This window comes from Paractinoplanes brasiliensis (assembly GCF_004362215.1).
GTDB classification, from domain to species: Bacteria; Actinomycetota; Actinomycetes; order Mycobacteriales; family Micromonosporaceae; genus Actinoplanes; species Actinoplanes brasiliensis.
This window is the reverse complement of sequence record NZ_SNWR01000001.1, coordinates 6634746-6648117: the sequence shown is the minus strand read 5'-3', so window position 1 is coordinate 6648117 and position 13372 is coordinate 6634746. Positions and strand designations below refer to the sequence as shown.

Annotated in this window: 12 protein-coding genes; 4 read left to right on the top strand and 8 right to left on the bottom strand. The window is 66.8% G+C overall.

Features of this window, described 5'->3' with window-relative positions:
* Nucleotides 1-68: 68 nt before the first annotated feature.
* Nucleotides 69-1220 carry a Gfo/Idh/MocA family protein gene (locus tag C8E87_RS29825; protein ID WP_133876157.1) on the bottom strand — a complete coding sequence of 384 codons (1152 nt, stop codon included), beginning with the start codon at nt 1218-1220 and terminating at the stop codon, nt 69-71.
* A 131-nt stretch (nt 1221-1351) separates the two neighbouring features.
* Here C8E87_RS29825 and C8E87_RS29820 point away from each other — a divergent pair, with 131 nt between their 5' ends.
* Nucleotides 1352-2359 carry a LacI family DNA-binding transcriptional regulator gene (locus C8E87_RS29820; protein ID WP_133876156.1) on the top strand — a complete coding sequence of 336 codons (1008 nt, stop codon included), beginning with the start codon at nt 1352-1354 and terminating at the stop codon, nt 2357-2359.
* Between the two features lie 302 nt (nt 2360-2661).
* On the opposite strand, the gene C8E87_RS29815 is transcribed toward C8E87_RS29820, so the two are convergent.
* The 6 genes from C8E87_RS29815 to C8E87_RS29790 form a co-directional block, all read right to left on the bottom strand.
* On the bottom strand, nt 2662-2877 hold the full coding sequence (locus C8E87_RS29815; protein ID WP_133876155.1) for a hypothetical protein: 216 nt from the start codon (nt 2875-2877) through the stop codon (nt 2662-2664).
* 3 nt (nt 2878-2880) lie between these two features.
* Complete coding sequence (locus C8E87_RS29810) at nt 2881-3360, bottom strand: pyocin-S2/colicin E7-DNase domain-containing protein (RefSeq protein ID WP_341771751.1); 480 nt, start codon at nt 3358-3360, stop codon at nt 2881-2883.
* Between the two features lie 662 nt (nt 3361-4022).
* A complete protein-coding gene (locus C8E87_RS29805; RefSeq protein ID WP_133876153.1) occupies nt 4023-5108 on the bottom strand; it encodes an IS630 family transposase in 1086 nt (361 codons plus the stop codon).
* 49 nt (nt 5109-5157) lie between these two features.
* Entirely contained in the window at nt 5158-6258 is a 1101-nt protein-coding gene (locus tag C8E87_RS29800) for an IS630 family transposase (RefSeq protein ID WP_133876152.1), read from the bottom strand.
* Between the two features lie 52 nt (nt 6259-6310).
* On the bottom strand, nt 6311-6913 hold the full coding sequence (locus C8E87_RS29795; RefSeq protein ID WP_133876151.1) for a DUF416 family protein: 603 nt from the start codon (nt 6911-6913) through the stop codon (nt 6311-6313).
* Complete coding sequence (locus tag C8E87_RS29790) at nt 6913-7884, bottom strand: Hint domain-containing protein (RefSeq protein ID WP_166661287.1); 972 nt, start codon at nt 7882-7884, stop codon at nt 6913-6915. Before C8E87_RS29790 ends, C8E87_RS29795 begins: the two co-directional genes overlap by 1 nt.
* A 256-nt stretch (nt 7885-8140) precedes the next feature.
* Here C8E87_RS29790 and C8E87_RS29785 point away from each other — a divergent pair, with 256 nt between their 5' ends.
* A complete protein-coding gene (locus tag C8E87_RS29785) occupies nt 8141-9247 on the top strand; it encodes a pectinesterase family protein (protein WP_239080589.1) in 1107 nt (368 codons plus the stop codon).
* A gap of 355 nt (nt 9248-9602) precedes the next feature.
* The gene (locus C8E87_RS29780) at nt 9603-11894 is read left to right on the top strand and encodes an ATP-binding protein (protein WP_133876148.1); all 2292 of its coding nucleotides are present in this window, start codon (nt 9603-9605) and stop codon (nt 11892-11894) included.
* Between the two features lie 68 nt (nt 11895-11962).
* On the opposite strand, the gene C8E87_RS29775 is transcribed toward C8E87_RS29780, so the two are convergent.
* The gene (locus C8E87_RS29775) at nt 11963-12433 is read right to left on the bottom strand and encodes a hypothetical protein (RefSeq protein WP_133876147.1); all 471 of its coding nucleotides are present in this window, start codon (nt 12431-12433) and stop codon (nt 11963-11965) included.
* A gap of 267 nt (nt 12434-12700) precedes the next feature.
* Here C8E87_RS29775 and C8E87_RS29770 point away from each other — a divergent pair, with 267 nt between their 5' ends.
* Nucleotides 12701-13315, top strand: coding sequence for an NADPH-dependent F420 reductase (locus tag C8E87_RS29770; protein ID WP_133876146.1), 615 nt, complete (start codon nt 12701-12703; stop codon nt 13313-13315).
* Nucleotides 13316-13372: the final 57 nt, after the last annotated feature.

The window sequence follows — 13372 nt, the reverse complement described above, 5'->3', positions numbered from 1 at the left end:
CGGCGTCCGCTCGCGACCGTCTCCGCTGAACCTCACCGGCGTCTGCTCGGGGCCTCGTTCGCTGAACCTCATTGGTCCAGCTCCGGGATCTCCAGGCGGCGGCCCTCCCGCGAGGACTGCAGGCCCAGCTCGGCCACCTGCACGCCGCGCGCCCCCGCCCACAGGTCGCCGGTGTAGGGCCCGTCCTCGGCCACGTACCGCAGGAACCGCTCCCACTGCGCGCGGAAGCCGTTGACGAAGACCTCGTTGTCGGGCACCTGCTGCCACTGCTCGCGGAAACGCTGCGCGGTCGGCACGTCCGGGTCCCAGACCGGCTTGGGGGTGGCGGCGCGCGGCTGGATGCGGCAGTGGTGCAGACCGGCGACCGCGCTGCCATGGGTGCCGTCGACCTGGAACTCCACCAGTTCGTCGCGGTTCACCCGTACGGCCCAGGAGCTGTTGATCTGCGCCATGACGCCGCCGTCGAGCTCGAACAGGCCGTAGACGGCGTCGTCAGCGGTTGCCGCGTACGGGTCGCCGGCCTCGTCCCAGCGGCGGTCGATGTGGGTCACCGAGCGAGCGGTCACGGCGCGTACGGGCCCGAAGATCTGCTCCAGCACGTAGTGCCAATGCGGGAACATGTCGAGCGTGATGCCCCCGCCGTCCGCCGCACGGTAGTTCCAGGAGGGGCGTTGCGCGGCCTGCCAGTCACCCTCGAAAACCCAATAGCCGAATTCCCCCCGTACGGAGAGAATGCGCCCGAAGAATCCGCCCCGCACCAGCCGGAGCAGTTTCTGCAGGCCCGGCAGGAACAGTTTGTCCTGCACCACGCCGTGCTTGATGCCGGCCTCGTCAGCCGTCCGGGCCAGATCGACCGCCTCGGCCAGGCTCTCGGCGACCGGTTTCTCGGTGTAGATGTGCTTGCCCGCCTCGATCGCCGTGCGCAGCGCCTTGACCCGGGCCGAGGTGACCTGGGCGTCGAAGTAGACCCGCACGTCCTCGCGGGCCAGCGCGCCGTCGAGGTCGGTGGTCCAGTCGGTCAGGCCGTGCCGGTCGGCGATCGCCCGGAGTTTGGCCTCGCTGCGGCCGACGAGCACGGGCTCGGGCCACAGCACGGTGCCGTCGCGCAGCGGGAGGCCGCCGTCCTCGCGGATGGCCAGGATCGAACGGATCAGGTGCTGACGCAGCCCCATCCGGCCGGTGACGCCGTTGAGGACAATGCCGAGTGGGGTGCGGTCCATGCTCTTCCCAGCCTCCGCTTCGCTCGCAAACCGCTTAGGTAAGCGCTTTCCTGATACCGTACGGGGCGTGGTGCCGGGCGGGCAAGACCGCCGGCGGTATCCTCAGCGGGTTTCCTTCACCGGAGGTGGTAGTGGCTACGTTGGCCGATGTGGCCCGCCGCGCCGGGGTGTCCACGGCGACCGCCTCGCGCATCATCAACGGCAGCCCCAAGCCGGTGACGGAGGAACTGCGCGCCCGGGTGCTGGCCGCGGTGGCCGAATTGCGTTACGTGCCCAACGCGCACGCGCAGATGCTGGCCCGCTCCAACCGCAACGCCGTCGGCGTGCTCGTCCACGACGTGTCCGACCCGTACTTCGCCGAAATCACCCGCGGCCTGCAACAGGTGGCTACGGCCGGCGGCCGCCTCACCATCATCTGCAACACGTTCCGCGAACCGGCCCGCGAACTGGAATACATCGACCTGCTGCACGCCCACCAGGTCGCCGCGATCGTGGTCGCAGGCTCCGGCTACCTGTCGTCGGACGCCGAACAGGAACTCGACGCCCGGATGACCGCCTTCGAAGCCACCGGCGGCCGCATAGCGGTGATCGGCCGCCACCACCACGCCTGCGACGCGGTGCTGCCCGCCAACGAGGAGGGCGGCTACCTGGCCGGCTCCCACCTGTTCGAGCTGGGCCACACATCGGTCGGGGTGATCGCCGGCCCCGCCGCCCTGACCACGACGGCCGACCGCCTGGCGGGCCTGCAACGCGCCGCCACCTCTCACGGCCGCACCCTGACCGTCACCCACGCCGACTTCACCCGCGACGGCGGCGAGGCCGCCGCGGCAGCATTGCTGGCCTCAGACCCGACCATCACCGCGATCGCCGCCCTCAACGACTCCATGGCCGTGGGCGCCCTCGCCGCGATGCGCACCGCAGGCCGCTTCCTGAGCGTGATCGGCTTCGACGACATGCCCATAGCCCGCGACGTCACACCCGCCCTGACGTCAATCCGCCTGCCACTGACCGACCTGGGAAAACGAGCAATGGAACTCGCCCTCGACCCACCCCCACCCAACACCGCCCCCCGGGTGGAAAAGATCCCCGCGGAGCTGATCCGCCGCGACAGCACATGGCCGGTCTCCCAGTCCCGGTGACCAGCTGAGCGCCGCCCGCGCGCACGCGCTCAACGTCTACGGCCGCGCGCAGGCCGCCCGGCGGCGTCCGGCGATCGCCGCCGCACCGCTGACGCGGCACGGCATTGCCTTCACAATCGCATGCCCCAACCAAGACATGCCATTCTCCTCGGCACACTTCTTAACTGCGACACCGACTCGCGCGGAGTATCTATTCCCAGCGCATGGGAACGCGAAAAACGACGTTCCGTGGATACCGCAGCACCCGACTGGAACGGCCTGCCCCTGGACCGGACACATCCGTAAGAAAGTCTCGTCGCGACTTATAGGGCCATCGGCCGATACGCCAACCCTTCCTCCACAACCTCCTCATCGGAAAGGTCCGGGAATCTGTAGAACATGATGTCGGCCCAGTTCGGGTTGGGCTTGATCCGCTGCAACTCCTCGAAATATCGGTCGCCTTCCTCTTCAGAGCCGGCGCCCGACCGAATCATGTGCACGAGCTCAAGACACCTAGCGCGAAGTTCGCTCTCGATCACAGGTCAGCCCCCTCCGTGGAACTCGGGATCCAGAATGTCAGCATGATATCTCGGCGTCACTACGACCAGATTATCAAGGTCATATACTCCACCGCCCTGGGATATCGGCGTGACGTGATGCAACGTGTTTCGCGTTGCGCCACGATACTGCTGAATCGGGGCCACGAATGGCGCTTTTCCAGAAAGCATATTAGCTTGATTCGAGGCAGAAAACTGGCTCGCAAGATGCGGATCGTTTCCGACTGCGCTCCAGAATGCCTGACGGAAATCCCGAAAGCTCTTGAATTCCCTGTCGCGCAGCTGATCAGCAATCTGAAGTGGAATTAATCCTGCATTTACGTGTGACCCGCGCAACCACCTTCCGTCAACCATTGGCAAACCATCGCCACCGGTCGCGGTTCCGGACGAATTCCGCTTCTGAGTCGCAGTGGGGCACTCTTCATTGTTGTTGTGTACAAGTACCGGCGTTTCACCGGCGAGCACATAGTACGTATGGCCGCGACCGGCTGTTGCGCTACGTCACACCCAACTTCACCTGCGATATCAGGCGGGTTCATCGCTCCGAAGAGTCGCGATCATCGATCGTGACAGCAACGGTGACAGCAACCCCCACGCACGACCACGACCGCACGCGGACCGAGCGCACAAACGAACCGGCGGAACAACGTCCACGCACCCAGAGGAGATCAGCAGCGGCCGGCGCCGCGAGGGTACGAGGCCTCCCCTCCGGCCTCAAGGGCGCTACCGCGTCGCCACAGCGACCGCCCTGCGGGCGGCCCTTGACCCCGGAGACCCGCTACGGCCCCGCAGACGCGTACACCACGCGGGCAGACGCCCACGGCGCCCACCCCGGCCACACCGCCGACCGCCGCCCGCACAGCAATGAACGCCCGAAAGGTTGGCTTCAGACCGTTTCACTGCACTACGACAGAAGAGTCTGGCTAAGAAAAGCTATACGTAATCAAGAAGCGGCCCGGCCGAAGCCGGTCTGCCGACGCATCTGGGTGAGCTGCACGAGACAACCGCCGAGTCGCAGGACATCCTCCTGCCTGCATTTACTCGGCCAAAGAAGTCCGCACACTAGGGCCGACCACCAGCTCTCCGACATGGCAAAATGCCGCTCATCTGTACCTTCGCCGGGCTATCTAGTGTCGCGTGTCTGAGGTCTTTTGACGGTTGGCTTTGGTGAGGATCTGGTCGGCGGTCTTGGTCCAGTGGAACGGTTCGCAGCGCTGGTTGTAGGCGTCGATGAACGTTCGGATCGCGCCGATCAGGTCGGCCACGCTGGTGAAGGTGGCTCGGCGGATGGCTTGGCGGGTGATGATGCCGAAGAAGATCTCGACCATGTTCATCCAGGAGGCGCTGGTTGGGGTGAAGTGCATGGTGATCCGCGGGTTGCGGGCCAGCCAGGCTTCGACGTTCGGGTGGTTGTGGGTGGCGTAGTTGTCCGCGATCACGTGCAGTTTCACTCGCGGATGGGCTTTGGTGACCTGTTTGAGGAATGCCAGGAACTCGCCGTTGCGATGCCGCTGGTAGCAGGCGTCCGCGGTGATCTTCCCGGTCGCGACCTCGAGAGCGGCGAACAGGGTCGTGGTGCCGTGCCGCTTGTAGTCGTGGGTGCGTTTCTCGGCCTGGTTGAAACGCATCGGTAGCAGCGGCGCGGTGCGGTCGAGGGCCTGGATCTGCGACTTCTCGTCCACACACACGACGACGGCGTTGACCGGCGGATCGAGGTAAAGACCGACGACGTCACGGATCTTGGCTTCCAGCTGCGGATCGGTGGAGAACTTGAACGTCTCGGCCCGATGGGATTGCAGGCCCCAGTCCCGCCAGATCCGGGCGACCTCGGCGAAGCTGACCGGCATCCCACCTTGGGTCAAGTGATCCGAGAGCAGCCGCGCTGACCAGTGCGTCACCCCAAGCCCGTCCGGTGGCGGGTTCAGCGTCGAGGTGATCACCGCCGACTCGTCGATGACCGGCGGCCGGCCCGAACGGGGCAGCTCCGCCAGAGCGCCGATCCCGCCGGCCTCGTATCGGGCCCGCCAGGCGATCACCGTCTGCCGGGTCATCCCCACCCGCCTGCCGATCTCCGCGTTCGGCAAGCCATCTGCGGCCAGCAGCACCATCCGGGCCCGCTGCACATGGCCTGCAGGCGCCGACGACGACCGCGTCAGCGCGCGAAGACGAGCACCATCACCAGGACGCAAAACCAACGGCGCAGCAACCGACATGCCTCGTTCTTACGCACCTGAACCGTCAAGTAACTTAAGACACGCGACACTAGTGTCCTGCGCCAGGAATTCGTTGAAGATATGAGGCGAGACGTTCGAGGATCTCGTCAGCGGTTTTGGTCCAGATAAAGGGTTTCGGGTCGCTGTTCCACTGGTCGATCCAGGAGCGGATGTCTTTCTCCAGCGCTTGGATCGATCGGTGGGCGCCGCGGCGGATCTTCTGGTCGGTGAGCAGACCGAACCAGCGTTCCACCTGGTTGAGCCAGCTGGAGTAGGTCGGGGTGAAATGCATGTGGAAGCGGGGATGCGCGGTCAGCCACTGCCGGACGCTGGGGTGTTTGTGGGTGCCGTAGTTGTCGCAGATCAGATGGATGTCGAGGTCGGCGGGTATTTCGTGGTCGAGTTTGGTGAGGAACTTCTTGAACTCGATCGCCCGGTGCCGGCGGTGGATCGAGCCGATCACGGTACCGGTGGCCACGTCCAGAGCGGCGAACAGCGTGGTGATGCCGTGCCGGACGTAGTCGTGAGTACGCCGTTCGGGCATGCCCGGCATCATCGGCAGCACCGGCGCCGAGCGGTCGAGGGCTTGAATCTGCGACTTCTCGTCGACCGCCAGCACGAGGGCCTTCTCCGGCGGGTCCAAGTACAGCCCGACCACGTCACGAACCTTGTCGATGAACTGCGGATCGTTACTGAGCTTGAACGTATCGACCAGATGCGGCTTGAGCCCGAACGCCTTCCACACCCGGCCAACCGTCGACTTCGATAACCCCGACTGTTCGGCCATCGATGCCCGAGACCAGTGCGTCGCGTTACCCGGGGTCGATTCCAGCGTCTTGACGACCACGTCCTCGATCCGCTCGTCGCTGATCTTGCGGGGCGCGCCGGGCCGTTGCTCGTCGACCAGGCCGTCCAAACGGCGCTCGAGGAAACGCCCGCGCCACTTGGTCACCGTCTGCGGCCAGATCCCCAACTGCGCCGCGACGTCCTTGTTCGAGCGCAGACCCTCATCCTCCGCACAACCCAACACGATCCGGCACCGCACCGCCAGAGCCTGCGACGACTTCGCCCGGCGAGACCACCGCACCAACGTGACCCGCTCATCCTCGGTCAACACCAACGGCACCTTCGGGCGTCCACGACCAGCCATGAACGAACTCTACATTAATTCAACGAATTAACGGCGCAGGACACTAGCTGGCCTACGTCGGACCGCCAACAGGTACTTGCATCGCAGCGGCCCGCAGACCGGAAATTATAGAGGAGTCGGCCGCGGGATCTTGCAAGGCATCTAAGGCATCCACCTGCCGTTGCAGTTCGGCTTGGATCGACGAAGCCTGCAAGAGCGCCTCACCAGCATCCCTTCCAAGAACCTCTAGATCCTGTTCTCGTGCTTCGAACTCGTCTGCGGCCGAATATGCTCGCTCAGCAGCGTAGACAGCGAGGTCAACATTATCGTCACGCATAAGTTCCAAGAGGTAGACGAGCGAGGCAATGGCATCTTCCGCCTGCGGCGCCCACTCATTCCAGTCTTCTTCAGCCGGCAACAGTTCCTTTATCGAATCCGGCGTAGGAAGCTCCGATGCGGCGCCGCTCATGTCGCCGCCCTGCAGCCCTGACCAGACTGCGTCCACTGAGGTCCGGACCAGGACCGGATCGCCGACCTGCTCCAACTCACTGAATTTCAAGTATGCAGGTATAAGCACCTCAACACAGCCAACTGCAAAGGCGACACGTTGCCACGGGGCAAGGTTGACAAGGTCTTCGCGTAGCCGCTGAGAGTCAAAGCGCACCGGGACCACCATCAGTTCTCCTTTCCGAAGGTACGCATAACAGCGCTCATCCCATCGGACGAGATTCTATAGCCTTCTTCTTCTAGGTACTGACGACAGGCTGGGCAGATTGCGTGCGGATAACTGGATAGCGCCCGCGGACTCAGCCCAAGGTCTTTCGCCCGCTCATTTGCGGTTACCTCAGCATGATGTCCAGGAAGCCGCGCTTCCAGTTCGGAACCACCCATCGCAGCTCGCTGACGTGGGTCAATGTCACGGACGCCGGAGGCCACTAGGTCTGGCCCATTATCGGTACTCATCACCACCGTGTCTCGCTGCGATCGAGCGATGGGATCGAGCGAACCATTGATCCGCTCAGCACTACGCCCCAAGCGAGGAACATCGCATGCCCTCCCTGCGAAAGCGGCATCGTTGTTGTGGACGAGGACTGGCGTTGTGCCGGCGAGCACATAGTACGTGTGGGTGGTGGCGACGGTGAGGTCGCGCATCACCTCGGTGCCGGTGAAGTTGTGTACTGCGGTTACGTACTGGATTTGGCCGTCGGGGCCGACCAGCGTGGACGTGCCCGGGGTGAGTTCCGCGGCATCGACCCAGGCGCCGGCAGTGGCGTCCCAGAACGGGTGGTGAGCTGTGGTCTCCAGCGTCGATTCGGTGGGGCCGCGCGTGCTGCGGCCACCCTTGCCCTCGCCCTCCGTACGGGGTGCCGCGGCGGGCGCCGTCGATACCGTGACGTCGGTCAGTTCCCGGTCACGGTTGGCGTGCAGCAGCGTCACCTGCTGGTCACTGCTCTGCCCCGTCGATGGGTCCGTCGTGGTCACCTTGTCGCCGACGTTGACCTCGGCGATGGGCCTGGTGGTGCCGTCGGCCATCAGCACCCGGGTGTCCGGCGCGAAGCTGTGACACGCCTCCGGCTTCGCCGTCTGCGGGTCGTTGCCCTTGTCCACCTTGACGAAGTTGCGCTGTTCCGCCGGCTGCTGGGACACCGACGGACGGTCGGAACCCTCCGGGCGCCTTCGGTGGCGGCGGGCGGCGCTTTTGTTGCAGATCATGGTGTCCACCTGGAAGGACTCGGCCTGGGTGCACGGCGTGTTTGCAGGTTCTCGGCATTGCATTGACCCACGCCTCTCGAGACGCCTACGGTTCGCCAGGAAAGGGCTTACCTCAAGGGTTTTGGCGAGCGGTTGGAGACTTGGCATGCGCCGGCGGACGTTTCTTGGGGCCTCTGCGGGGGCCGTCACGGTGGCTTCGCTCTTCGGCGGGCGGGCCGTTTCCGCGTCGGCGGGCAGCGCGAACGACCTGAGCGGGGCGAGCGACGTGGGCGGCGTGACCGTGAGCAACGTGGGCGGCGGCGGAGCAGGCGCCGGCGGCGGGGGCGGGCCGGGTCGCCGGGTGGTCGTGGCCTCTGACGGAAGCGGGGACTTTGCCGGGATTCAGGAAGCCGTCGATGCCGTTCCCGCGGGAAACAGCGCGCCCTTCGTGATCGCGGTTCGGCCCGGAACGTACACGGGAAGGGTTGTCATCCCCTCGGACCGTCCACTGATCACCATTGTCGGGCTCGGCGAGCGGCCGGCCGACGTGGTGATCGCGGACGATCGGGCCAATGGGACGCCGAACCCGGACGGTGGCACGTGGGGAACTACCGGCAGCGCGTCGGTCACTGTGGACGGGCGTGACTTCCGGGCGCACAACGTGACGTTCGCGAACCTGTTCGACGAGGCCGCCCACCCCGAGATCACCAGCCGGCAGGCGGTCGCCGTTCTCACGCGCGCCGATCGGGTGGCTTTCACCCGCGTACGCTTCCTCGGCAACCAGGACACGCTGTATGCGAACAGTTCCGCCGCCGGCACGATCGCCCGCGCGTACTTCCGGGACTGCTACGTCGAGGGTGATGTCGACTTCATCTTCGGCCGGGCCACGGCTGTCTTCGACCGGTGCCGCATCCACTCGCTGGACCGGGAGTCGACGCCGCGGGGTTACGTCACCGCCCCGAGCACGGATACCAGCAGCCCGCACGGTTTCCTGTTCGCCCGGTGCGCGTTCACGTCCGGCGCCCCCGAGGCGAGCGTCTTCCTCGGCCGCCCGTGGCACCCCAGCCAGGACCCGGACGCCGTCGGCCAGACAATCATCCGGGACTCGCGCATCGACGCGCACATCGGGGCGACCGCCTGGAGCGATTTCGGTACGTGGCCGTGGCAGGAGGCCCGCTTCGCCGAATACCGCAACCACGGCCGCGGCGCTTGCCCTTCTCCCGACCGTCCCCAGTTGACCCCGGTCGAGGCCGCGACGCGGACCGTTCCCGCCTTCCTGCGTGGCGCCGACAAATGGTCCCCCGACCGCCACCTCTGACAGCCCACCGACCCGAACGCCGCCTCTCCCGCGTGAGGTGGGCCATCGAAAGCAACAACTGCCGGCGAAGCGGGCCGTCGTGCCGGTCGACCTGGTGGCCGCCTGCAACGCCGCCCACGGCCCCCACCTGACCCCGACGCCGGCTGGACCCCCACCCTGCGAACCCGCCTCGATCCCACCGCGGCCGTACCCGCCGTGGTCAACGCAGGCGCCGGCATCCGCCGCATCCTGTAACGAACACCAACCCAGCACAGTGCGCGGCGACGCTTGCGGAAGGTCGCACATCCCGGCCGAGCTGATCCGCCGGGACAGCATCAGGCGGTCTCGCAGCCCCGCTGAGTAGTAGGTTTGCCCCGTGCTGCAGCCTCGGCGACCGGGCAACCTGCCGGCGGAGACGACGAGCTTCGTCGGCCGCCGGGGCGAACTGGCCGAGATCAAGAAGAGGTTGGCGGCCGGGCGGCTGGTCAGCCTGGTCGGGCCGGGCGGAGTCGGCAAGACCAGGCTGGCGATCCGCGCGGCCAACGACCTCGGTCGTGGTTTCCCGGGCGGTATCTGGATGGTGGAACTCGCCGAGATCGGCGATCAGGCCCTGGTGGGCAACGCCGTGCTGGCCGCCCTGGACCTACGCGACCAAGCAGCCGTAAATCCGACGGCCCTGCTGCGCTCCTATCTGAGCGACAAGGAACTGCTGCTGGTCGTGGACAACTGCGAGCACGTCCTGCCGGCGGTCGCCCACCTGGTCAATGACCTCATGAGGGCGGCGCCGGGAGTCCGTGTGCTGGCAACCAGCCGGGAGCCGCTGTCGACAGCCGGCGAGCATGTGCTGCCCGTTCCATCGCTTCAACTGCCACCGCCGGACGACCCTGAACCGCTGGCGCAGTTGCGCTTCAACGAGGCGGTCCAACTGTTCGTGGAGCGGGCAGCAGCGGCCTCGGGCAGCTTCGAGCTGACCGCTGACAACCACGCCACTGTCGTCGAGCTGTGCCGCCGGCTGGACGGGCTTCCCTTGGCGATCGAGCTGGCGGCCGTCCGGACGCGGGCGCTGAGCCCGCAGCAGATCCGCGACCGGCTCAGCGATCGTTTCGAGCTGCTCACCACCGGCGACCGGACCGCGCTGCCACGTCACCAGACGCTGCGCACCTCGGTCGAGTGGAGCTACGACCTGCTCTCGCCGACCGAGCGCAGGTTGCTGGCGCGGCTGTGTGTCTTCGCGGCCCGGTTCACCCTCGATGACGCCGAGGCGGTGTGCGGTAGCGGCGACGTCCCGGCGGCACTCGTGCTGGACGTGCTGTCATCGTTGCTGGACAAATCCCTGCTGGTCAAGGAGGAGGACGCGAGCATCGCCTGCTACCGGCTGCACGAGACGGTGCGGGAGTACGCACGGCTCAGGTTGCGCGAAGCAGGCGAGGAGGAGACCGTCGAACGACGCTGCTTCGACCACTACCTGTCCCGCTGCCGGCGCTTCGCGGCCGAGGGCAGGTCCAGCCTCCCGCAGTGGTTGCCGTGGATGGATCAGGAGATCGACAACATCCGGGCCACCCTGCACAGGCGTGTCGACCAGGGCGACACTCGACGCGGCCTCGAACTTGCCACCAGCCTGATCTGGTACTGGATCACGCGCGCCACGACCGAGGGGGTGCGGTGGCTCGACAGACTGCTTGTCAGCGACCCTGAGCCCGACGCTCACCCGTGGGCCTACTTCGCCCGCGGGTTCCTGGGCGTGCTGCAGAACGACCCGGCCGCGGCGGCACCGGTTCTCGATCGGGCCGTGACCTCGGCACGGGCCACCGGCCAACGGGAGGTGCTGGCGCAGTCGCTGGCCATGGCGTCGATCGCCGCGAGCATGTCCGGTGACCGCGCGATCTCGGTGCGGCTGCTCGAGGAGGCCCGCACCGTGAACAACACGCTGGACGATCTCGGCGCTGCCCTCATGACACGTCAGGCACAGGCACTCAACGGGCTGCTCGCCGGCGACCTCGACGCGGTCGGATCCGCGGCCGCCGAGGGGGCGCGGCTGAGCAGGGAGGCGGGCGACCTGTACAGCCTCGGCATGATGCTGATGAACCAGGGCCTCGCGGCCCTGCTGCGCGGCGACCAGGACGGGTCCAGGCCACTGTTCACCGAAAGCCTGCGTCTCGCCCGCCAGTTGGACGACCGTGTCGCGCAGTGCTACCTCCTCGGCGGCCTCGCGGCAGGTGCGGCCACCGCGGGCGAGCCCTTGTTGGCGGCACGACTGCTCGGCGCGACAGAAACCCTCCGCGCCGAGGTGGGAGCCACCATCAACGCGGTGCTTGCCCCGGTGCTGGCCCACGCCACCGCCACGGCGCGGGCGTCGCTGGGCGTAACGGGATTCCGATCGGAATTCGCTGCCGGGCAGGGACTGAGCCGACAGTCCGCGATCCGGCTCGCGCTACGCGAAAGCGCCCCGGCCGCCGTGTCCCGGGACAACGCCGGCACCGGAGTCCTCCGGCCTCGTGAGGCCGAGGTCGCGCGGCTGATCGCCGACGGCCTGACCAACAGGGAGATCGGTGGACGCCTGTTCATCTCCGAACGCACCGTCGAGAGCCACGTCCGCAACATCCTCAACAAGCTCGGCTTCAACACGCGGGCCCAGATCGCCGGTTGGATGTCCGCGTCCGACCGCTGAGCCGAACCGAGTCTGCGATGCCTCGTAACAGACAGGGTTTCGATCGAGTGCGGTTGCCCTGTCCGGAGCTAACGCCACCGCTCTCCCCGGTTCACCACGTAGTGGCTGTGCACATGGACCCACGGAATGACGGCAAGGACAACCACGACCAAGAGGCACGAGTAGACCACTTCGCGGGCAGCCGGGTCCATATCGTCAGAGATCCACAGTGGCAGTCCGACGACGGTCAGCCAGATCAGCTTCCAGGCCGATTCGAACAGAAGGACCGGCAGCATCCGCACCGGGTACCGAATCCCCAGGAGAGCAAGGAGGGACAACGCGACGAGCATGCAGTCGACTACCCCGTCCATCAGGGGTTGCGAATGCACGGAATTGAATACTCCCCGCCATTCGACCACGGCCAAGCCAATCCCGAGGAAGGCGTAACCCGCCCTGAGCAGATAGAGCCGGCGCAGCGAGAGTCGGCCTGCGCCGGCGCCGCTGCCTTCGTCGTCTCGCCGTTCCCCGGGACCCACCACACGGTTCGCAACAGAATCCATCGAAGTCTCTCTCAACTCGCGTCGACGGCGATGGCCGTCCGGGTGAACACGTACCGACCCCCGGCGCTGCAAGGTCAGCCTCACCAACGTAGGGACCCGCCCCTGGCAAGGACATCAGTGGATCAACGGAGCCGGCACTGAGCCTTGCCCCTGCCCCGCCGCACGGCGTCACGCCGGTAGTACAGACCGCCCACGACCGGGGTGACCACGCGTACGGAAAATCGGATTCACCCCTCGGGAAACGGCGTGAGAAGGCACGCTGGTGGCATGCACATCGGCGTTATCGGGGCGGGTCAGCTCGGTTCGACGCTGGCCGAATGGTGCGCTCAGAGCGGGCACGACGTGGCGGTGTCGTCGCGGCATCCCGAGCGGCTGGCGGACGTGGTGGATCACCTGTTCGGGCACGGGCAGGCGTTGCCCGTCGCGCAGACGGCGGAGTTCGCGGATGTGGTGTTGTTCTCGCCGAACTGGGAGTCGGCCTACGAGGCGATCGAGCTGGCCGGGACGACGCTGGACGGCAAAATCGTCATCGACGCCACCAACCCGACCGGGCAGCAGCTGGGCGGGGTCAGCGGGTTCGAGCAGCTGGCGCAGCTGGCGCCGAAGGCGCATTGGGCGAAGGCGCTCAACACGTTGCCGGCGGCCACGCTGGAGCGGCGGCGCGGCCACGATCCGTTGCTGGCCGAGTTCCTGTGCAGCGATCATCAGGACGCGCGGCGCGCGACGACGGTGTTGATCCGGGACATGGGGTTCGCGCCGTTCTACGCCGGGGGCGCCGAGGCCGCGCGGCTCACCGAACCGGGTGGGCCGCTGCAGCAGAACGAGGTGGACGTCTTCCACGCGCAGGACGTCCTGGCCGACGCGCTGACCGTCCTGCGCTGATCCGCAGCTCGAACGAGGACCGCCAAGACGCGCCCGCCGACAACTCGAACGAGGGCC

What these genes read in the sequence shown, in the direction of transcription:
- C8E87_RS29825 (WP_133876157.1), bottom strand. Translation starts at nt 1,220, where the DNA reads ATGGACCGCACCCCACTCGGCATTGTCCTCAACGGCGTCACCGGCCGG.
- C8E87_RS29805 (WP_133876153.1), bottom strand. Translation starts at nt 5,108, where the DNA reads ATGTCGGTTGCTGCGCCGTTGGTTTTGCGTCCTGGTGATGGTGCTCGT.
- C8E87_RS29800 (WP_133876152.1), bottom strand. Translation starts at nt 6,258, where the DNA reads ATGGCTGGTCGTGGACGCCCGAAGGTGCCGTTGGTGTTGACCGAGGAT.
- C8E87_RS29795 (WP_133876151.1), bottom strand. Translation starts at nt 6,913, where the DNA reads ATGGTGGTCCCGGTGCGCTTTGACTCTCAGCGGCTACGCGAAGACCTT.
- C8E87_RS29775 (WP_133876147.1), bottom strand. Translation starts at nt 12,433, where the DNA reads ATGGATTCTGTTGCGAACCGTGTGGTGGGTCCCGGGGAACGGCGAGAC.
- C8E87_RS29770 (WP_133876146.1), top strand. Translation starts at nt 12,701, where the DNA reads ATGCACATCGGCGTTATCGGGGCGGGTCAGCTCGGTTCGACGCTGGCC.